The organism is Ideonella sp. (assembly GCF_041287625.1).
GTDB lineage: Bacteria > Pseudomonadota > Gammaproteobacteria > Burkholderiales > Burkholderiaceae_C > Ideonella.
The window spans coordinates 93599-113670 of sequence record NZ_JBGGNH010000068.1 but is presented as its reverse complement, the minus strand read 5'-3'; the positions used below and the strand labels follow the sequence as shown (position 1 = coordinate 113670).

Sequence of the window (20072 nt, the reverse complement as noted above, 5' to 3'; positions counted from 1 at the left end):
CACCTTTTCAGAAAGAACGCGATGTCGCTTCGACCTCTGCCTTTCCCTCCGCGCAGCGTGGCCCTGGCCGCCGCGTTGCTGCTCACCGCCTGCGCCACAGTTGGCCCGGACTATGCCGGCGCGCCGGCGTTGCCGTCCGCCAGGCCCGGCCCGCTGGTGCGCGCCGCGCAGGCAGGCGCCAGCGGCACCACGCCCGCAGCCGCGCCCTGGTGGCGCAGCCTGGGCGACGCGACGCTGGACACGCTGGTCGACCAGGCACTGGCCAACAGCCCTGACCTGCGCGCCGCCCAAGCCCGGCTGCGCCAGGCTCGCGCCAGCCTGAACCAGCAGCAGGCCAACGCCCAGCCCAAGGGCTCGGCCAGCGCACTCGCACTCGGCCTGAGCAGCGCGCCGAACACCTCGGCCGCGCAAGACCTGCACTTCTACAACGTGGGCTTCGATGCCAGCTGGGAGATCGACCTGTTCGGCGGCACGCGCCGCGCGGTGGAAGCCGCCGAGGCGCAGTCCGGCCAGGTGCAGGCCGAGTTCGCCGATGCCCAGGTCTCGCTCGCCGCCGAAGTGGTACAGGCCTACGCCGAGCTGCGCGCCGGCCAGCAACGCGTGCTTCTCTCGCGCGAGGCCGCCGCATTGGACGGGCAGTCGCTGGCACTGACCCGCCAACGCCAGGAACGCGGCGTGGCCAACATGCTGGACGTGGAGCGCCAGCTCGGCCGCGAGCAGGCCACGCGGCGCGGCGTGCAGGAAGCCGAAGGCGCCGTCACAGAAACGCTGGACCGGCTGGCGCTGCTGTGCGGCCAGGCGCCGGGCACGCTGGACGCGCAGCTGTCTGTGCCGGCCACGCTGCCGCAGGTGCCGCGCGAGCTGGCAGTCGGCGACGTCACCGCCCTGCTGCAACACCGCCCGGACATCCGCGCCGCCGAGCGCCGCCTGGCCGCCAGCACCGCGCAGATCGGCCAACAGCAGGCCGGCTACTTCCCCAAGCTGAGCTTGCTGGGCGACATTGGCCTGGGCGCCACCGAGCCCGGCCAGTTGCTCAAGCAAAACAGCCTGGTGCTGCTGGGTGCGCCCTACCTGTCCTGGAACGTGCTGGACTTCGGCCGCACCGCAGCCGCCGTGCGCAAGGCCGAAGCCGGCCGCGATGAAGCCCTGGCCAAATACGAGTCCACCGTGCTGCAAGCCCTGCGCGACGCCAACCTCGCCCTCACCCGCTACGGCCACCAGCGCAACTCCCTGCGCAGCCTGCTGGCCCAGCAGGCCTCCGCCGAACGCAGCCTGAAACTCACCACCCAACGCCGCCAGGCCGGCACCGCCAGCCAGTTGGACTTGCAGGACGCCCAACGCACCCAGATCGACGCCCGCCGCGACAGCCTGGCCGCTGAAGCCGCGCTGCTGCAGGACTTTGCAGCCTTGCACAAGAGTTTGGGGTTGGGGTGGGACGCGGCGCCTGCAGCCATCGCAAACGCCATCGACTGACTTGATTCTCAACGGCCTGGCACTCGCCATCGCAAGTCCCGGGCGCCGACGGGCGAACCTTCACCCCGAGGACTTGGAACGAGAGCGCCCCACGACGATACTGAACCGGGGCAGAACAATCTCAGGGGGCGGAAGTGGGCACCATCGACCAAGGCACTGACAGCCGCGTTGCGGTGCTGGTGGATTGCGACAACATCAGTCCGGAAGTCCTGCAACATGCTTTGGATGTGGTCGCGCAGTTTGGCCGGGTGGTGCTTCGCCGGGGCTATGGCAACCACAGCACGTTGGCCAACAAGTGGCAGGAGGCGCTGGTGCGGCTGGCCTTCACGCCTTGTCTGCAATACCAATACGCAGCGGGCAAGAACACTGCCGACATCGCGCTGGCCCTGGACGCGCTGGAGGCGATGTTCGACCGCCGGGCCGACACTTTCTGCCTGGTGACCAGCGACTCGGACTTCGCCTACCTGTGCCGCAAGCTGAAAGAGCGAGGCGCCTCGGTGCTCATCGTCGGCGAACCCAAGACGCCGCTTGCCTTGCGAAATGCCAGCGATCAATTCTTCGAATGGATCGCGTCGCCGCCTGAAGTCCTCCCCCAGGCACTGCCCCTCCCATTGCCAGCAGCGTCACCGCCCGGCGCCGCGGCCGCCGCATTGCCAGCCAAACCACCGCCCAAAATGCGGCCGCGTTCAGTCGTGAATGCCGTGGTGCTGCTGGTTGGCGACACACCCGACGGCAGGGTGGGTGTCGGCCAGTTGGGCCAATACCTCAAGCGCACCGACCCCGCCTTTTCCCCGCGCAACTTCGGTCACTCCGGCCTCTTGAGCATGCTCAAGACATACGACCTGCTGCAGCTTCATCAGGCCGAAGGTGGCCATTGGAACGTCGGCCTGGCCAAAAAGGTGCCCACAACCGCCGCGCCGGCTGGAGAGTCGGAAGGCAGCGGTCACTGAGCCGCTAAGGCTGAGACGGACAGGGCGGCTCAATGGCACGGTGGCGCAGGTTCAGTGCCAGCAGCGAATCGCCAAGCACGTGAGCGCTGGAAAACCGTTCGGGAGACAACTGCGACCCATTGTTCAACCCGCGGCGCAGTAGAGACCCACGCCGACCACGATCGCAAAAACAATCATCACCGTGCCCATGCCGATCGTCCAGGTCGCATCGTCGCGCACGTCATCCGTGGCCGTCGACCACAACCGCTCCGCGATGGCCGGCCCGCCGATCAACCCGACGAGCGCCCCGATCAGTGCACACCATCGTACCGGCCCGTGAATCGACCAGTGATCGAGGCCATGGCGACCCAACAGGTCGAAGCCCAGGTACAGCATGGCGCCTGCCGCCGCACCCAGCAGCGTCGAATAGACACGGCTCAGCATCCCCGCCCCTTCCACTTTCCACTCAATCAGCTCGCCCTGACCTCGTCCAGCAAGTCGGGATGCCGGTCCAGAATCTTCAGCAATTGCACCAGGGCCAGTGGCGGTCGGGTCTTGCCTCGCTCGTAGCGGGAAAAGGCATTGACGCCTCCGCCGAACAATTCGCCAGCTTCGCGCTGCCCCAGTTCCAGCTTCTTGCGCACCTGCGCGATGTAGGTGGGAGACACGTAGGCGGCATTCACCTGCTGGCGAAACTGCGCGGTCAACGCGCCATAGCGATCGTCTGCGCCACGATCCAGCACAAGCTCGCCGCAAGCCGGGCAATGGTCGCCCGCCACAGCAGGGATCAAGGTCGTTGCTGCCTTGTAGGTGTACGGGACATCTCGTGTGTCGTGCACCAGTTCAGCGGCGCCACAGTTCGGGCATTTCATGATCACAGCTCCTTGAACGAAACGATGAGGAGGTCATCCACCACCGTCAGCTTGATGTACACCTCGACGTCAGCCACGCACATCCGATAAACGTCCTGCCAAATCCGGTGATCGGCATGAGTCGTCATGCTCTTGTAGGAGTGGGTTAAGGCAACGCTGAACAAGTCCTGCATGCCGCGCTGGCGAGAGAACGGGCCGGATCGTAGGCGCGACGCGAAGGTCGGGCTGTCCGCCCGACGCCGAGCGGCGCAACGACCGAGGCGGCCCGTTCTCTCGTCAGCCCTCCGGGGCGGTTCAGGCGGGCGCCAGGCGTCGTTGCGAACCTTGCCCAGGCATGAGCCTGGGCGGCGGCTCGCGCCTAGCCTGGCATCCCGCCTGAATCCGCCGCGGCACGCAGGACTTGTTCAGCCTTGCCTTAACTCCAGCCTGAGCACCACTTCGCACATGGCGGCCAATGTGGAAATGCCCAGTTCACCGGCACCATCCATCGCCGAACGGGTGGCCCTCACCTTTTCCGCGCGGACGAGCGCATGTACAAGCCTCAACTTGCAATGAGGTTTGCCCTTCATTTGAAAATCATAACCTAGTTGGTTATTTTTAGTGCAGCAAAGCCCAAGGCCATGAAGCGAATCCTGCTCTCCGGCGGCAACCCGCAAATCGCCAAGGCCGATGGCGATGCGCCGGTGCAGGCCTACATCGACGCCATGCCGGATTGGAAGCGGAACATCGGGCAGCGGCTCGATGCGCTGGTCATGCAGCAGGTGCCGCATGCGCGCAAGGCAGTGAAATGGAATTCGCCGTTTTATGGCGTTGAAGGCCAGGGCTGGTTCCTGGCGTTTCACGTGTTCACGCGGTTTGTGAAGGTGAGCTTCTTCAAGGGCACGGACTTGCAACCCGTGCCGCCGGGCGGCACCGGCAAGGAGGCGCGCTGGGTCGATGTCCACGAGGGCGACTTCGACGAGGCGCAGATGGTGGACTGGATTCGGCAGGCGGCGGCGAAGCCAGGCTGGGGCAAGTCCTGACCGCGGAGGGCTGCGGCACGGGCGTGGCGCCAGCGCCGCTTTGCACCTCAAGGCACGATCGCGAAGATCTGCTGGTTCCAGGTGGCAGCAGGCTTGAGCGGCTGGTCAGCCGGGGAGACCCAGATCGCCAGGCCGCCGCCGGCGTACAGCGGCTCGTCCGCCAGGTTCACGGCTTGCGACATGACCCGCGTTTCGCCGGGCTGCAGCGTGATGCGCTGCGGCACGAAGCCGGCCTTCTTGCCGGTGCTGAAGGCGGTGATCTGCAGGAAGCGCGAGTCGCTGTTGTCGACGCTGCCGCTGCGGTCGCTCAACACGCGGATCCACGCGTCCACGGTCATCGGCGCCGTGGCGTGGTTGGTCAGGCTGTAGCCGATGGTGCAGGCGTCGCCCAGGCGCACGGCGTACTGCACCAGGATTTCGGCCGGCATGCCGTAGCAGGTGGTCACGTCCTGGATGGTGATGCTGCGCGGCTGCGCCAGCACCGGGGCGAGCTTGACCGAGTTGACGGTATCGTAGGCAAACGCGGGGCTGTAGGCCTGGTCGTAGGCCGAATCGTCGACCCACACCTGGTAGCGGCCGGCCGGCCAGGTCGGCGCGTCCTTGAAGCTGTAGCGGCCGTTGGCCAGCGACTTGGTGCTCAGCGTGGACTGGGCGCAGACGGTGTCGGCGTTGTCCCAGCACCAGCGCAGCGTCAGGTGGGCCGAGACGGGCTGGCCGCTGGCGTCGACGATGCTGCCGCTGATGGCGCCGGCATCGGCGGCCGTCGCCTTCGCCAGCGTGATGCGCCGTGCGCGCTTCAGCGAGGCATGCGGTTGTGGCCACAGCGGCGAAGCTGTGCCGGTTTCGGTGATGCGCCAGTCGAAGCCGGGGAACATGCCAACCAGCTCGGTAGGATGGTCGGCCAGCGCGGCATACAGCATGGTCGTGCCGGCGATGCCCGAGGGCATGCCCGCCACGCCCAGTGCCTGCTTGAGCTTCAGCTTCTCACCGGGCTGCAGCTCGATGCGCTTGGCCTGGCGGCCGCCCTTGCCGGCATCCAGCTCGACCGCCTCGATGGCGCCAATCGTCTGCGCCACGACGGTGTGGGCCCACACGTCGATGGCGACCGGCGCGCCGGTGGTGTTCTTGACCTGGTAGCTGAACTCGCACTCGCTGCCGGCCTTGATGTAGGTGCACGCGCTGAAGTCGCTGAAGCCCACCGGCAAGGACGGGGGTTTCAGCTTGAAGTTCTGCGTGACCAGCCCGGCGTCGGGGCCCAGCGTCATGACCTGGGTGTACTTCGGGTCGTGAAAGCCGTTGGCCGACATCTTGACCCTGTACGGCCCGGTGGGCAGGTCGCCCAGCGGCAGGTAGTAGCTGCCGTCCCGGTCCGAAGCGTAGGCGGAGTTGACGGCCTGGGTGCAACTGGCCGGGTCGCTGCTGGTGCAGGCCAGCAGCGTGACCAGGGCCGAGAAATAGGCCGGCGCTGCGCCGGTGCTGCCGTCCAGCACGGTCCCCACCAGGTAGGCATGCCGCGGTGCGCCGGCGATCATGTGATAGCTGCCGAACTCGGCCGGCAAGCCGTGGAAGGACCAGTCGCCATAACCTGCAGCGGCGAAGACGAGCTTGCCGTCGGCTGGCACCATGCCCATCACGGTCACGTTGTTGGCCGCGGAGACCAGGCAGGTGTTGTCGACGATGCCGGCCATCATGTCGTTGCCGGGCGTGCTGCTGTCGCGCACCACCTCCACCTCCATCCACTTGCCCGGGTTGCCGGTGAACTGGAAGTAGTCGACATCGCCTTCGGTGATCTGGCCGGCCAGGTCTGCGCCGCTGGACAGCTTGCCCAGCAGCTGCGCGCTGGCGCAGTCGTTGTTGGGCTCGGTTTCAGTCGAGGCCGCATGGGCGGCGAACGAGGCGGTGGCCATCAACAGGCTGGCGGCCAGCCCGGCCGGGCTGAGGCGGCGAGGAAACAGGAAATACAACATGGTGGCGAGGCTGCAAGAGCTGGGGGAAGTGGCCAGTGTGTTGGCCCACCGCTTGCAAGGCAGCCGCCTGGGGCTATGTTTTTTCTTGGTTTTGGGCCGGCGGGGCATCGGAAGCACCCCGGAGGCAACGGAATGGCAACGCCAGCCCCGAGACAGCCCCGTTTCGCGGACTTCTTCCGCGGCGGCTGGTGCACGTCAGCCCGGCAGCCGCCGGTCCCAATGCCGTGCGGTACGCTTGGCTTCCCTCACTCGATTGGCATGGTGGCGCAGTTTTGCTGGAGGACATGGACACGGTTGCCGACCCGGCTCCCCAAGCCCAGCTGCGGCAATGGCAGATCGGGCGGTTCGTGTTCGACCCCGCTGCGCGCACGCTGTGTGCAGAGGGCAGCAGCGAGCGCATTTCGGGCAAGGCAGCGCGGGTGCTGCAGCTGCTGGCCGAACACGCCGGCCAGGTCCTCAGCCGCGAACAGCTGATCGCAGAAGTGTGGGACGGCAATGCCTACACCGGTGCCACCGCGCTGACCCACACCGTCTCCCAGCTGCGCCGCAGCCTGCGCGCGACGGCGCCGGACGACGCGCCGATCGAGACCATCTCCAAGTCCGGCTATCGCCTGCTCTGGCCGGCTCAGCGCCGGGCGCCGGTGGCCGAGGCCACGCTGCTGGCCGCCGTGCCGGCGCCGGCCGAGCCTTCGCACGGGCCGCCCGCTGCCGCAGCGCCGCGCAGGCTGTCGCTGCGGCAACGGGCCGGCCTGGTCTCGCTGCTGGCCCTGCTCGCGCTGGCCGCAGCGCTGGGGTGGACGCGCCGGCCGGCCAGCAGCGCCAGCACCCAGGCCGCGCCCGGCCCGCGGCCGATGACCACGCTGGAAGGCGTGGAGCAGTGGCCCAGCTATTCACCCGACGGCCGCTTCCTGGCCTACGTCTGGCGCCGCACCGGCGGCAATCCGCGCCTGCGCGTGGTGGACCTGAAGCAGCCTGCCGCGCCGCCGCGCGAGTTCAGCGACCCGAAGAACCTGATGGAGCGGCCGGTCTGGCTGGGTGCGAACCAGCTGGCCTACCTGCAGGCCGTGCATGGCGAGCACTGCCGGGTCATGACGCTGGCGCTGCAGGACGGCAGCAACCCGCGCGAGCTGACCGACTGCCTGTTCCTGCGTGGCGCGGCGGCCCTCGCTGCCTCGCCGGACGGCGCCTGGCTGGCCTTCACCCGCCGCTCGGCGCAGACCTCCGGCGGCCAGCTGCTGCAGCTGCGCCGCCTGGCGGACGGCCAGGAACGCACGCTGGCGCAGGAGCCCGCCGGCCTGGGCTACGGGCAGATGAGCTGGTCGCACGACGGCAGGCACCTGGCGGTGCTGCGGCTCAAGGACACCGTGGGCGACCTGCTGCGGGTGGACGTGCAGAGCGGCGCGGTGCTGCAGCTGACCAATGCCGACAAGCCGATCTGGGCCATGGCCTGGCGGCAGGACGACAGCGCAGTGGTCTTCTCGGCCGGCATGGCTGGCGACTTCGCGCTCTGGCAGGTGGGCACCGACGGCGGCCCGCCGCGGCGCTTCTCGCGCGTGGAAAACGCCACCAGCCTGGTCGCCATCCCCGACGGCTCGGGCGACATGGCCGCCAGCGTGCGCCTGTTCGACGACCACATTGAGCGCTATGCGCTGGGCGATGGTTCGGCACCACCGCAGCTGCGCGAAACCATCCGTTCCACCAGCCGCGACCTGTACGGCAGCGCCTGCACCGACGCCGAGCACCCGCTGTTCATCTCCTTCCGCGCCCGCCGCATTGGCCTGTGGTACCGGGACGGCGCCCAGGCCGAGCCACGCGAACTGCCACTGCCGGACGATGGCATTCCCGAGCCGGCGGCCTGCAGCCCGGACGGCCATCGCTACGCCACCGCGCTGACGCCCACGCCCGGCCAAACGGGCAACCGCCTGGTGGTCGGCCGGCTGGACGGCCTGGTGGATGCGAAGCCCGAGGTGATCGAGCTGCCGGCCATGCTGTCCAACGTCAGCTGGAGCGAAGACGGCCAGTCGCTGCTGCTGATCTCGGGCGACAGCAATGGCAGTGCGGCGCTGTGGCGCTACGACCTGGGCCGCCACAGCCTGACGGCGCTGGCCGATGAGCAGGCCCGCTTCGGCCGCGAAATCCGCACCGAAGGCCGGCGCTGGCTGTACTTCAGCCGCGACAGCCACCGCGGCATCTGGCGCCGGCCGCTGAGCGAAGACGGCCGCACCACCGGGCCCGGCCAGCTGGTGGTGGAAGACCTTGCGCTGCAGGACTGGGGCAACTGGCTGTGGCGTGACGGCCAGCTCTGGCGCATTTCGCGCAGCCCCGGCGCCGACCGCCTGCTGCGCCGCGACGCCAGCGGCCGCGAGCAGGCCGTGCTCGAACTGCCAGCCGGCTCGGTCGGCCCGTTCCGCTCGCTGTCGATCGACGCGCGCGGCCAGGCCCTGGTCAGCCGGCAAGGCTCGGCGCAGGCCGACCTGATGCGCGTGCCCGAAGCGCCCTGAACCGCGCACCAGTCCGCAGCCGCCGCCGCACCGCCGTCGGGCAGCGCCGCTGGACCTGGGCCTGCCCGCCGCCCGCCCGGCGCGCCACGGCAGGACACGAAAAGGCAACGGCCGGCGGTCCGGCGACCGTGACATGGCTGCCGGACTGGTTTTTTTCTCGATTCCCTGGGTTTTAGCTGGATCGGCCGGCCGGGTGCTGACCCGAGGAACACCGGTTGCGAAACTGATGGCCACACACACCGGCATCCGCTCGGTGATGCGCACCACCGGAGTCTCTTCATCATGAGCCAAGCAGTTCCCCGCCAGACCGTCATCGCCCTGGCGCTGGCCGCCCTCAGCCCCTGGGTCCAGGCCAAGGTGGCCGAAGTCGAACCCAACAGCACTTGCGCCATCGCGCAGGACATCGGCGCCGCGCCCGGCACCTCGGTCACCGGCGAAATCGTCACCGGCGACGTGGACTTCTACCGCGTCACCGCCACGCCCGGCAAGCTGCTGCAGGCCAACCTGTCGGCCAACCTGGGCGGCGGCGGCTCGCTGCTCGACAGCATCATTGGCGTGTTCGACAGCAGCTGCCAGCAGATCGCGATGAACGACCATGCCGGCCCCGACATGGACTCGCGCGTGCTGTTCAAGGTGCCGGCCGACGGCGTGGTGATCTTCGCCGCCGCCGGTTTCCCGGACTTCTTCTTCGAGGGCAGCCCTTACGAACTGGGCACCTACACCCTCAAGGTGATCAAGCCGGCCGCGCCCTACCTGACCGGCAGCGTCACCGAAGCCGGCACCGGCCAACCGCTGCCGCCCAACCTCGGCCCCGTCTCGCTGCTGCACTGCGACGGCCCGGGCTACGACACCTGCCGCGACGAAGTGGTCACGCTGCCGGTCTCCTCGGACGGCAGCTTCGCGCTGTCGCTGGGCGGCATGGACCCCGGCCACTACCAGCTGCGCACGGCGCCCAACGGCTACAGCAGCACCTACTCCGCCCCCTTCGCCTACGAAGGCCCGGAGACCGTTGCCAAGATCGCGCTGAAGGTCAAGCCGCTGCCGGTCACGCTGTCTTCGCCCACCGCCTGCAAGCGCAGCACGCAAGGCAGCGACTGCAGCTTCAGCGTCACGGTCACCAACACCACCGCGTCGGCCATCGACGCCGACGTTTGGACCGTGGTCGATGCCAGCCCGAACGGCGCGCCTTACGGCACCACCAACTTCATGACCGGCGCCGCGGCCTACACGCCGGCGCATGTGCAAATCGCGGCAGGCGCTTCGGCGGTGGTCAGCCAGCTCATGCCGATTGCCGCCGCGCCCACCGGCGTCTCCGGCCAGGCCACCGTCTACGTCGGCAAGACCGGCAAACCGCTGGCCACCATGGGCCAGACCGGCTTCGGCTTCACCGTCACCGCGCGCGGCACCAGCAACATCGGCCTGACGCAGGCCGCGCTGATCCGCGAGGCCAACCAGCGCCGCGAAAAGGCGGCCCGCCAAGCCACGCCGGGCGCCCGCAAGTCCGTTGCCGGCGCCACCACTGTCAACTTCACCGGCACCCTGCTGAACGCCGACACCGGCGCACCGGTGACCCAGCCCTTCCCGCCCTACGTCAACCTGTACGCCTGCGCCCAGCCCGGCTATGCGCTGTGCACCGGCTACATCGATGGCGCCCAGGCCGGCCAGGACGGCAGCTTCAGCATCGACACCCGCAAGCTCGCCGCCGGCCGCTACCAGTTCTGGGCCACCGGCTCCACCGGTTTCGACATCGGCTACTCGGCCACCTTCGACTACGACGGCAAGACCGCGCCCGCGGCGACCAGCTTCACCATCCCGCCCAAGCACATCGTGGTGAGCAATGTGAAGGGCTGCGTCAACGGCGACGCCCTGCCGGCCGGCAGCAAGTGCAGCTACAGCTACGACCTGACCAACACCGGCAGCACCGCCAGGACCGTCGCCTCCTGGACCTCGGCCCTGGTCCAGCCCACCGGCTCGCCCGCCAACACCACCGCCTTCAGCGTGCCCGGCGACGGCGGCCAGGCGCAGAGCCTGATCACGCTGCAGCCCGGTGAAACCCGCAACATCGCCAAGCCGCTGCCGCAAGTCACCAAGCTCCAGTCCGGCGCGCAGTACTTCCCTTCGCTGTGGCTGTCCACCCCCGACAAGCCCTTCGAGATCGTGGGCTTCGACCTGGTGCCGACGGTGACGGTCGTCACGCCCTGAACAACACCAGGTGAAGTGCCGGTGGCCACTGGCGGCCGGGGCCGCGCTCGTGGCCCGACTCGGCGAGCCGCTGCGCCACCGCCTGGCGCTCTCCGCTTTCAACCAGCTTGCCCATCGCATGCACCCGTGTCATGTGCTGCAGGCGATAGCCGAAGCTGTCGTCGCGGGAGTCGATGGCGAGCAGCGATTTGGCGCACAGGCCCAGCAAGCCCTCGATCACCGCGCCCGGACGCAGCTGTTCGTCGCCCACCACGCTGGTGGCCGCTGCCAGCGTGAAGCCGGCGCGAAACACCGCCAGGCGCCGCAGCACCACGCGTTCGGTCTCGCTCAGCAGCGCGTGGCTCCAGTCCAGCATGGCCTGCAGGCTCTGGTGGCGCGGCGCAGCCGTGCGCCGGCCGCGGGTGAGCAGGCGCAACAGTTCGTCTGCCGGCCTGGCCAGCCCTTGCAGACCCAGGGCGTGGACCCGGGCCGCGGCCAGTTCGATGGCCAGCGGCATGCCGTCCAGCTGCCGGCACAGCTGCAGCACCAGGACCAGGTTCTGGTCGGTCAGCGCGAAGCTGCAGGTGTTGGCCATCGCACGCTGGACAAACAGCTGGATGGCGGGAAACGCCAGGGCGGACGCCAGGTCCGGCGGCGCGGCGAACCCGGCATGCTCGGTGCGCTCGGGAAAAGCCAGCGGCGCCAGGCGGTGCACGCGCTCGCCTTCGGCGTCCAGCGCCTCGTGGCTGGTGGTGAGCATGTGCACGCCAGGCGCCTGCTTCAGCACGCGCTCGGCCACGCTTGCCGCGATGCCGATCAGCTGCTCGCAGTTGTCCAGCACGATCAACATGCGGCGCGGGTGCAGGTGCGCCATCACCCCTGGCCACGCGTCGCCTGCCGGCAGCTTGATGCCCAGCGCAGCGGCCAGCGCCGCGGGCAACTGTGCCGCGGTGCTCACCCGCGCCAGGTCCAGGAAACACACACCCTGTTCGTAACTGGCCAGGCTCGCGTGGGCGACGGCCAGCGCCAGCGCCGTCTTGCCCACGCCGCCCGGGCCGACGATGCTGACCAGGCGGCAGCGCGCCAGCTGGGCGCTCAAGGCTGCAACCGTTTCCGCGCGGCCCACCAGGCGCGTCAGCGGCCGGGGCAAGCCAGGCGCAGCCACCCAGGGTGCCGCTGCCAGGACCGGCACCAGCGCGGACGCCGGATGGGACACGGCACCGGCTAGCTGCACCGGCGCGACAAAACCATAGCCGCGGCCGGGCACGTTGGCGATGTAGCGCGCGCCATCCCGTCCCTCGCCCAGCAGCTTTCGCAGCGCCACGATGTGCACCCGCAGGCTGCTGTCCTCGACGATGGTGCGCGGCCAGACACGGGCGACCAGCACTTCCCGGCTCAGCACCTCGCCGGCCCGCTCCACCAGCGCGCACAGCAGGTCGAACGCGCGGCTGCCCAGTGGCAACGGCCGGCCATGGGACAGCAGCTGCCGCGTCGACTGGCGCAGCTCGAACGGACCGAAGGTCCACACGGCATCACCGTGCAAGTCCGCAGCCTGCCGCGGCGGCGCAAGTGCTGGTTGCATCGTTTGGCATGGCCGGCGATGCCGGGTGTTCTGCACCCGGCTTCGGCGCACGGCCATGAGATGCGACTGTCCACGCTGCCAGGCAGCCCACACCCCGCGGAGCCTGAAATTTTCCTGAGCGTTTCCTGAAAATGCACGCCGAGCTGTGGCACATGGCGTCGAACCAGGAACGCGGGAGCTCAGATGGGCAGGGCCTGCAAGGCCTGCGCCAGGCTCATGGCCGCGCCTTCGCGCCAGGCCCGGTCGAACGCGGCGTCATCGGCCAGCGCCAGGCGCGCCGCCGCGACCCTCTTCGCGTGCGTCGCCAGCTCGTTGCGCGGCAGCGGCGTGCCGGCCGCCGTGCGCAACTGCTCGGCCGCGCCCCACAGCCGCGCCGCGCGCAGGTCCGGCGTGACCAGGGACTCGACGTGGGCCAGCTCCTCCAGCAGCTCGGCGGTCTCGCGGGGGTCGCCAGTCTCGCCGAAGATGGCCAAGGCCTCCAGCAGCATCCCGCGCGCCTGCGCGTGCTCACCGCGTTGCGTGGCCAGCACGGCGAGGGGGCCCAATGCATTGCCCACGCCATGGTGGTCGCCCAGGCTGCGCATGATGGCCACCGCTTCAGACAGCGCGGCCTGGGCTGCCATCCAGTCCTCCTGCGCGAGCGCCGTGGATCCCAGGTTGAGCAGTGTTTGCGCCAGCCGGCCCTGGTCGCCCAGCACGCGAAACAGCGCAGCGCTTTCCTCCTGTAGTGCGCGTGCCTCGGCCAGATCGCCCAGCTCCAGTACCACGCCGCCGAGGTTGCTCAGCGCCGAGGCCATGCCGACCTGGTTGCCCAATTGGCGGTCGATGGCAATCGCCTGCGCAAACAGCGGCCTGGCGGCTTCGAGGTCTCCCTGCTGGAAAGCGAGGATGCCGCCCCGGTTGAGCACGGTCGCCCGCAACGCCGGGTCACCGTCCTGCGGCGCCACGGACAGCGCCAGCGCATGCCAGCGCCGCCCCTCCGAGAGCTGGCCGCGGATCAGCCAGAAACTGACCAGGGCCGCCACCAAGCGCAGGCCGCTCTCGGTGCGTTCCGGCACGGCCAGCGACCAGGCCAGCGCCGCACGCAGGTTGTCCTGGTCCGCCGCCAGCGTGTCGACCCAGGTGCGCTTGTCCGGCCCGCGCAAATGCGGCCAAGCCGTTTCGGCCAGCGCCACGAAGTGCACGACATGGCGGTCATGCCAGCGCGCCGCCTCGCCGCGCTCCTGCAGCCGCTCGCGTGCATAAGCCAGCACGGTTTCCAGCAGCCGGTAGCGCGTGATGTGGGCCTGGTCCTCGGCGACGAGCAGGCTCTTGTCGGACAACGCGGCCAGCAGGTCCAGCACCTGCGGCACATCCTCGGGCCGTTCGCTGCAGACCGCCTCGGCCGCCTGCAGCGTGCAGCCGCCCGCAAAGACCGACAGCCGGCACAGCAAGGCCTGCTCGGCCTCGCTGAGCAGGTCGAAACTCCAGTCGATCAAGGACCGCAAGGTGCGGTGCCGCGACTGCGCGGGATGCGACCCTGGCGAGGCGCCCGCCAACAGGCTGAAGCGCTGGTCCAGCCGCTGGCTCAGCTCCTCGGCCGACATCGCGCGCATGCGCCCCGCCGCCAGCTCGATGGCCAGCGGAATGCCGTCCAGCCGGCGGCAGATCGCCGCCAGTGCCGCGGCGTTTTGCGGCGTGGGCGAGAAGTGCGGCTTCAGCAGGCGGGCGCGGTCCACAAACAGCCGGGCCGACTCAGCCGCCAGCAGCGCCTCGGGCGACGCTGCCGCATCCGGCACCGACAGCGACGGCACGCGGTAGCTCAGCTCGCCCACCAGGCCCAGCTTCTCTCGGCTGGTGACCAGCAACGTCACCGCCGGGCAGTCGCGCAGCAAGGCATCGCACAGCGCGGCGCAGCCGGCCAGCAGGTGCTCTGCGTTGTCCAGCAACAGCAGCAGCTTGCGCGAAGCCAGGTGCGCGGTCAGCGTCTGCATCGGCGCCACGCCCGGCGCTTCTTCCAGGGCCAGCGCGGCCATCGCCGCCTGCGGCACCAGCGAAGCGTCGGCCAGCGCGGCCAGCTCCACCAGCCACACGCCATCGGGGTAGCGGTCCAGCACGGCCGCTGCAGCCTGCAACGCCAAGCGCGTCTTGCCACAGCCACCAGCCCCTGTCAGCGTGAGCAAACGTGCCCGCGCCAGCGACTGCGCCAGCCGCGTGAGCGCCGCCTCGCGGCCGACGAAGCTGGTCAACGCGAGTGGCAGGTTGTGCCTGGGCAGCGCAGTGCTCGGCTCTGGCTGCGCTTCCACCACGCCGACCGCCATCACGAAGCGGTAGCCACTGCCCGACACGGTCGCCAGCGCCGCCTTGCCCAGCACCTTGCGCAAGGCCGAAACCTGCACCTGCAAGGCGCTGTCGTCCACCACCACCCTGGGCCAGACCTCGCGGAACAGTTCGTCCTTGCCGACCAGGTGGCCAGCCCGCTGGACCAGCGCGCTCAGCAGGTCCAAAGCCCGCGGCCGAAGGTCCACCGGCACGCCGTTTTCCAACAGCCGGCGCTCTTGCGGTTGCAGCTCGAAGCGGCCGAATCGGTAGCGAAGATGGGGACCAGTGGCAGGCATGCGTGACCGAAGTTGAGGTGCTGCCGCGCAGTCTATGTCGGCATGCAGCGCCGAGTCGGCGTCAAAGCCAGGTCACGAAATCATCAGGCCGCGGCCGCTCGCGCGGCGGCTTGCGCCTGGCCGCCGTGCCCAGCGTGATGCAGCAGATTGCCTGCTCGCCCTCGGCCAGCGAAAAAGCCCGGCGCATGGCCTCGCTGTGCATGCCGCGGCCGCTGGACAGGCCGCTGGCGAAGCCGTTTGCTTCGGCGGCGAGCAGCAGGTTCTGGAGGGCCGCACCGAGCGAGACGAGTTGTTCCTCGGGCGGCACCTGCGCATGGCCCGACTGAAGCCGCGCAACGGCCAGCACCAGCACCGGGCCGCGCGCGGCCTTGGCGCGGGCCTCGCCGAGCTGGTCTTCGGTGGCGGTGGGGTCGCGCTCGTGCAGTGCTTCGGCAAAGGCTTGTGACAGCCGTTCGCGGCCTTCGAGCCCGAGCACGATGAAGCGCCAGGGCAAGAGGCGGCCGTGGTCCGGCGCGGTGGCCGCGGCGCTGAACAGCGCACGCAGCGCAGCCTCGCCCGGGCCGGGTTCGACCAGGTGTTTCGGCCCGGTGTGCTGGCGGGCCTGCATCAGGGCCGCCAGCGTGGTGGCAGGTTCGGGCGAGGCGTCTGAGGTCATCGTGGGTCCACCGGTTCTTCGGGTTCGACGGGGCCATGGCGGCGCTGGCGGAACAGCCACGCCGCACCGCCCAGCAACAGCGCCAGCGGTCCCAGCCACAGCAGCCAGGTCGCGGGCTCCCAAGGCGGCTGGTAGCTGATGAATTCGCCGTAACGCTGGACCAGGAAATCGATGATGCCGCGGTCGCTGTCGCCAGCCGCCATGCGTTGTGCGATCTCGCGCTTCAGGTCCAGTGCCAGCGGTGCCTGCGAGTCGGCCAGCGAGCCGTTCTGGCAGACCAGGCAGCGCAGCCGGCGGTACAGCGCCTGCAGGCGTTCGGGGTCCAGCTCGGGGGCAGACGCGGGCTGGGCCAGCGCGGCGGCCGGCAGCGTCGACAGCCAGGTGAGGCTTGGCTTCATGGCGCCTCCAGCTTGGGCAGCAGGTCGCGGTCGATGACCTGCTGGGTCAGTGCGCCCACATGGCGGAAGGCGATGTGGCCCTCGGCGTCCACCAGGTAGGTTTCGGGCGCGCCGTAGGCGCCGAGCTCGATGGCCAGGCGGCCATCGGCGTCCACCAGCGTCACAGCAAAGGGGTTGCCGAGCTCGGCCAGGAAGGCGGTGGCGTCCTGAGGCGTGTCGCGGTAGTTCAGGCCCACCAGCCGGCCGCCCTGGCCCTTCGCCTGCAGTCGTTCGGCCAGCTTCATCAGCAGCGGCTGCTCCTGCCGGCAAGGGCCGCACCACGAGGCCCAGAGGTTGACCAGCCGCGGCTGCCCGTCGGCCACCACGGTCTGCAGCAGGCCGGGCGAGCGGCCCAGCACAGGGCGCGGCAAGGCCGGGAACGCGGCCCCCAGCCGGGCGGCAGGCAGCGTGCGCGGCCGGCCCTGCCACAGCGCAGACGCCAGCAGCAGCAACAGCCCCGCGAGCAGCAGCCCTGCCAACCAGAGACCCCAGCGCGGCCGGCTCATGCAGGCGCCCCCTGCGGCAATGCCCGCGGCGGCCGTCCGCGCCGTGCCAAGGCAGAAAGCGCCGCGCCCGTGGCCATCAGCAGCGCGCCCGCCCAGATCCAGCGCACGCCGGGCTTGTGCTGCACCCGCAGGCTCCAGGCGGCCGACAGCCCCTGGCCCAGCGGTTCGCCCATCGCCACGTAAAGGTCGCGCCACAAGCCGGGCGCAATCGCGGCCTCGGTGGTGGGCCGGCCGCCGCCGATGTAGACGCGCTTCTCGGCCCGCAGCAGGCGCGGCGCATCGCCTTCGCAGCCCCAGCGGAACTGGCCGACGCGGGCCAGGTAGTTCGGGCCGATCTCATCGTGCAGGCCCTCGAACTTCAGCGGGCAGCCGGCCAGCGGGGCGGATTCACCGGGCGCCAGCCGCACATCGCGCTCCTGGCCGTAGCCGTTGGACAGTGCCACGCCAGCGGTGAACACAGCCACCCCCAGGTGCGCCAGCACCATGCCGCCGGGCGACGCGCCAAAGCCGCGCCAGCCGACGCTGTGCATGCGTTGCCAGGCCCAGGCCAGCGTGCTGCCCGCCACGCCCCAAGCCAGCCACAGCGCCAGCAAGCTGCCCCATTGCCAGCGGCCGAAGGCCAACCACAACGTCAGTGGCACCGCGACAGCGCCCAGTGCCATCAGCAAGCCCACTGGCCGCAAGCGCGTGAGCAATTCCCGCCATGGCGAAGCGCCCCAGCGCAGCCACGCCGCCGGCACCAGCAGCGCCAGCGCCAGGCCCAACAGCGGCCCCAGCACCCGCTCGAAATAAGGCGCACCGACCGACAGCCGCCCAAGGCCCAGCACCTCCATCACCAGCGGGTACAGCGTGCCCAGCGCCACGCTGGCGCAGGCCACGACGAGCAGCAGGTTGTTCAGCGCCAGCACGCTTTCGCGCGACACCGCCGCCGGCAGCGGCGCAGCCTTGGCCGGCAGCAGCCGCTCGGGGTGGCGCGCATACAGCACGAAGCAGACGAGCAGCGTCAGCGCCATCAGGCCCAGCAAAGCGCTGCCGCGCAGCGGGTCGCTGGCAAAGGCATGCACCGACGTGAGCACACCCGAGCGAACGAGGAACGTACCGAGCAAGGCCAGCGCCCAGGCGGCCATCGCCAGCAATGCGCTCGCATGGGCGAAGCGCCCGCGCTGATCGCGCCCGGCCTGCACGTGCAGCAGCGCCGCCAGCGCCAGCCAGGGCAGCAGCGAGGCGTTTTCCACCGGGTCCCAGAACCACCAGCCGCCCCAGCCCAGCTCGTAGTAAGACCACCAGGAACCCAGCGTGATGCCCACCGACAGGCAGGCCAGCGCCGCCGCGGTGAACGGCCGCGCGCGCCGCACCCAGTCGGCCGGCGCACCCCAGGCCAGCGTGGCCAGCGTCATCGCAAACGGCAGCGCGGTGCCGGCGTAGCCGAGGTACAGCAGCGGCGGGTGCAGCGCCATCGCCGGGTCCTGCAGCAGCGGGTTCAGGCCCATGCCTTCGCGCAGCGCGGCGGCGCCTTGCCAGGCCTCGAACGGGTTCGCGCCGCCCAGCAGCAGGGCCAGCAGCCCCAGGCTCAAGGCGCCCAGCACACCCAGCACCCGGCTGGCCCAGGCCGGCTCGGCCGCGCGCAGGCCCCAGGCCGCCACGGCGCTCCAGCCGGCCAGCAACCCGGCCCAGAGCAGCAACGAACCTTCGTGGCCGCCCCACACCGCCGCCAGCCGGTAGACCAGCGGCATCGCGCGGTGGCTGTGGTGCACGACGTAGGCGATGCTCAGGTCCTGCGCCGCCAGCGCCCAGGCCAGCACGGCCAGCGCGGCCAGCAGGCTCACGGCCTGCGCCACCAGCCCCATGTGGACCAGGCGCCGTGCCCGGCTTGCAGCAGAGGGCCGCGCCAGCCATGGCCCGATGCCGGCGCCGGCCTGCAGCAGCCCGGCCGCCACCGCCAGCCACAACAGCGTGTTGCCCAGCCAGCCGATGGCGCTCATGGCGCGGAAGCCGGGCTGGCCGGGGCCAGGCCCGGCGGGGTGTAGTTCTCGTCGTGCTTGGCCAGCACGTCCTGGGCCTGCAGGCTGCCGTCGGCCGCCAGCCGGCCCTGCACGATGGCGCCCTTGCCTTCGGCGAACAGGTCCGGCAGCACGCCGCGGTAGTGCACCGCCAGCGTGTGGCCGGCATCGGCCAGAACGAAGCGCACCGCCAGGCTGTCTGCCTCGCGCTGCAGCGAGCCGGGCTGCACATAGCCGCCAATGCGCAGCGCCACGTCTGTGGACTGTGGCTTGGCGGCCAGTTCGCTGGGCGTCAGGTAGAAGACCAGGTTTTGCTTGAAGGCAGACAGCGCCAGCGCCACGGCTGCGCCAGCCAACAGCAGCACCGTGGCCCAGATCGCAAAACGCCGCTGGCGCCGGCTCATCGCCACTCCCCTTCTGCAGTTGCCTGCGCCGCACGCAAGCGCCGCGCGCGGATCGCCAGCGCCAGCCATTCGCCAGCCAAGGCTGCAGCCACCAGCGCCACGCCGGACCAGACGAACACGCCGTGCCGGCCCATCTGCCAGAAGCTGGCCCAGTCTTGCCAGGCGGGTTGCAGCCACTCAGGCATGCAGCGCCTCCGCTTGCGGCAGTTCGTCCTGCCAGCGCATTTGCAGTTGGCGTTCGGCGATGACGAGCTGCACCCGGCGCAGCGCCGTGGCCGCGGCATAGGCCCAGGCGGCAGCGGTCATCAGCAGCAGGCCGGCCAGCATCACAGGCGCCATCTGCGCCTGGCCGGGCGTGAGCGTCGCGCCCTGGTGCAAGGTGTTCCACCAGCGCACCGAAAAATAGATGACCGGCAGGTTCAGCGCGCCCAGCAGCGCCAGCACCGCGCAGCCACGGTCGGCCCGCTCGGGCTCGTCATGGGCCTGCAGCAAGGCCAGGTAGCCGAGGTAGAGGAAAAACAGCAGCAGCGAGGTGGACAGCCGCGCGTCCCACACCCACCAGGTGCCCCACATCGGCTGGCCCCACAGCGAGCCGGTGGCCAGGCTCAAAGCGGCGAACACCGCGCCGGTGGGCGCCAGCGCATGCGAGAGCCAGAACGCCGTGCGCACCCGCCAGACCAGGCCGACAAAGCTCCAGCCTGCCATCAGCGCGTAGAGGAACATGCTCATCCACGCCGCTGGCACGTGCAGGTAGATCAGCCGGTAACCCTGGCCCTGCACGGCATCCGCCGGCGCCACGCCAAAGCCCAGCCACAGCCCGGCGAGCGCGAAAAACACGGCCAGTGCCAGCAGCGGGCGCACCAGCCGGGCGGCCAACGCGGCCAGGCGCGGCGGCGCGGCGAAGTAGAACAGCCAGCGGCTGGCGTTCATCGAGCAGCCGCCGGCA

The 20072-nt window shown here is 70.2% G+C and carries 19 protein-coding genes and 1 pseudogene; 6 read left to right on the top strand and 14 right to left on the bottom strand.

Annotated features, from left to right (window positions below; translation table 11 throughout):
• Positions 1–21 precede the first annotated feature (21 nt).
• Positions 22–1473 carry an efflux transporter outer membrane subunit gene (locus tag ACAH41_RS25435; protein WP_325650833.1) on the top strand — a complete coding sequence of 484 codons (1452 nt, stop codon included), beginning with the start codon at positions 22–24 and terminating at the stop codon, positions 1471–1473.
• Between the two features lie 134 nt (positions 1474–1607).
• Positions 1608–2423: an NYN domain-containing protein gene (locus ACAH41_RS25430; RefSeq protein WP_325650834.1), complete on the top strand. Its 816-nt coding sequence runs from the start codon at positions 1608–1610 to the stop codon at positions 2421–2423.
• A 123-nt stretch (positions 2424–2546) separates the two neighbouring features.
• Here ACAH41_RS25430 and ACAH41_RS25425 read toward each other — a convergent pair whose 3' ends face one another.
• The 4 genes and pseudogenes from ACAH41_RS25425 to ACAH41_RS25410 form a co-directional block, all read right to left on the bottom strand.
• Positions 2547–2846 carry a hypothetical protein gene (locus tag ACAH41_RS25425; protein ID WP_325650837.1) on the bottom strand — a complete coding sequence of 100 codons (300 nt, stop codon included), beginning with the start codon at positions 2844–2846 and terminating at the stop codon, positions 2547–2549.
• Between the two features lie 26 nt (positions 2847–2872).
• Positions 2873–3274 (bottom strand): type II toxin-antitoxin system MqsA family antitoxin, encoded by a 402-nt coding sequence (locus ACAH41_RS25420; RefSeq protein ID WP_325650839.1) that lies wholly within the window; start codon positions 3272–3274, stop codon positions 2873–2875.
• Between the two features lie 2 nt (positions 3275–3276).
• A pseudogene (locus ACAH41_RS25415) lies at positions 3277–3450 on the bottom strand (type II toxin-antitoxin system MqsR family toxin); the annotation flags it as partial.
• Between the two features lie 228 nt (positions 3451–3678).
• The gene (locus tag ACAH41_RS25410; protein ID WP_325650840.1) at positions 3679–3843 is read right to left on the bottom strand and encodes a type II toxin-antitoxin system MqsR family toxin; all 165 of its coding nucleotides are present in this window, start codon (positions 3841–3843) and stop codon (positions 3679–3681) included.
• A 51-nt stretch (positions 3844–3894) separates the two neighbouring features.
• Here ACAH41_RS25410 and ACAH41_RS25405 point away from each other — a divergent pair, with 51 nt between their 5' ends.
• On the top strand, positions 3895–4296 hold the full coding sequence (locus ACAH41_RS25405) for a DUF1801 domain-containing protein (RefSeq protein ID WP_325650842.1): 402 nt from the start codon (positions 3895–3897) through the stop codon (positions 4294–4296).
• 47 nt (positions 4297–4343) lie between these two features.
• Here ACAH41_RS25405 and ACAH41_RS25400 read toward each other — a convergent pair whose 3' ends face one another.
• Positions 4344–6263: a carboxypeptidase-like regulatory domain-containing protein gene (locus ACAH41_RS25400; RefSeq protein WP_325650843.1), complete on the bottom strand. Its 1920-nt coding sequence runs from the start codon at positions 6261–6263 to the stop codon at positions 4344–4346.
• A 284-nt stretch (positions 6264–6547) separates the two neighbouring features.
• Here ACAH41_RS25400 and ACAH41_RS25395 point away from each other — a divergent pair, with 284 nt between their 5' ends.
• The 3 genes from ACAH41_RS25395 (at position 6548) to ACAH41_RS25385 (ending at position 10966) form a co-directional block, all read left to right on the top strand.
• Positions 6548–8764: a winged helix-turn-helix domain-containing protein gene (locus tag ACAH41_RS25395; RefSeq protein ID WP_325650847.1), complete on the top strand. Its 2217-nt coding sequence runs from the start codon at positions 6548–6550 to the stop codon at positions 8762–8764.
• 133 nt (positions 8765–8897) lie between these two features.
• Positions 8898–9050, top strand: a complete 153-nt coding sequence (locus ACAH41_RS25390) for a hypothetical protein (protein ID WP_325650848.1) — start codon at positions 8898–8900, stop codon at positions 9048–9050.
• Entirely contained in the window at positions 9047–10966 is a 1920-nt protein-coding gene (locus tag ACAH41_RS25385) for a hypothetical protein (RefSeq protein ID WP_325650850.1), read from the top strand. The genes ACAH41_RS25390 and ACAH41_RS25385 overlap by 4 nt, the downstream gene beginning before the upstream one ends.
• On the opposite strand, the gene ACAH41_RS25380 is transcribed toward ACAH41_RS25385, so the two are convergent.
• The 9 genes from ACAH41_RS25380 to ccmC form a co-directional block, all read right to left on the bottom strand.
• Positions 10956–12527 carry a winged helix-turn-helix domain-containing protein gene (locus ACAH41_RS25380; RefSeq protein WP_325650851.1) on the bottom strand — a complete coding sequence of 524 codons (1572 nt, stop codon included), beginning with the start codon at positions 12525–12527 and terminating at the stop codon, positions 10956–10958. The two genes, ACAH41_RS25385 and ACAH41_RS25380, sit on opposite strands and share 11 nt — an antisense overlap.
• A gap of 179 nt (positions 12528–12706) precedes the next feature.
• Positions 12707–15124, bottom strand: a complete 2418-nt coding sequence (locus ACAH41_RS25375; protein WP_325650852.1) for a tetratricopeptide repeat protein — start codon at positions 15122–15124, stop codon at positions 12707–12709.
• A gap of 61 nt (positions 15125–15185) precedes the next feature.
• Entirely contained in the window at positions 15186–15779 is a 594-nt protein-coding gene (locus tag ACAH41_RS25370) for a nitroreductase family protein (RefSeq protein WP_325650854.1), read from the bottom strand.
• A complete protein-coding gene (locus tag ACAH41_RS25365) occupies positions 15776–16177 on the bottom strand; it encodes a cytochrome c-type biogenesis protein (protein WP_325650855.1) in 402 nt (133 codons plus the stop codon). The genes ACAH41_RS25370 and ACAH41_RS25365 overlap by 4 nt, the downstream gene beginning before the upstream one ends.
• Positions 16174–16722 (bottom strand): DsbE family thiol:disulfide interchange protein, encoded by a 549-nt coding sequence (locus ACAH41_RS25360; RefSeq protein ID WP_325650856.1) that lies wholly within the window; start codon positions 16720–16722, stop codon positions 16174–16176. Before ACAH41_RS25360 ends, ACAH41_RS25365 begins: the two co-directional genes overlap by 4 nt.
• On the bottom strand, positions 16719–18704 hold the full coding sequence (locus tag ACAH41_RS25355) for a cytochrome c-type biogenesis CcmF C-terminal domain-containing protein (RefSeq protein ID WP_325650858.1): 1986 nt from the start codon (positions 18702–18704) through the stop codon (positions 16719–16721). Before ACAH41_RS25355 ends, ACAH41_RS25360 begins: the two co-directional genes overlap by 4 nt.
• On the bottom strand, positions 18701–19126 hold the full coding sequence (gene ccmE / locus ACAH41_RS25350) for a cytochrome c maturation protein CcmE (RefSeq protein ID WP_325650859.1): 426 nt from the start codon (positions 19124–19126) through the stop codon (positions 18701–18703). The genes ACAH41_RS25355 and ccmE overlap by 4 nt, the downstream gene beginning before the upstream one ends.
• Entirely contained in the window at positions 19123–19311 is a 189-nt protein-coding gene (gene ccmD / locus ACAH41_RS25345; protein WP_325650860.1) for a heme exporter protein CcmD, read from the bottom strand. The genes ccmE and ccmD overlap by 4 nt, the downstream gene beginning before the upstream one ends.
• Positions 19304–20056 carry a heme ABC transporter permease CcmC gene (ccmC, locus tag ACAH41_RS25340; protein ID WP_325650861.1) on the bottom strand — a complete coding sequence of 251 codons (753 nt, stop codon included), beginning with the start codon at positions 20054–20056 and terminating at the stop codon, positions 19304–19306. The genes ccmD and ccmC overlap by 8 nt, the downstream gene beginning before the upstream one ends.
• Between the last annotated feature and the right edge of the window lie 16 nt (positions 20057–20072).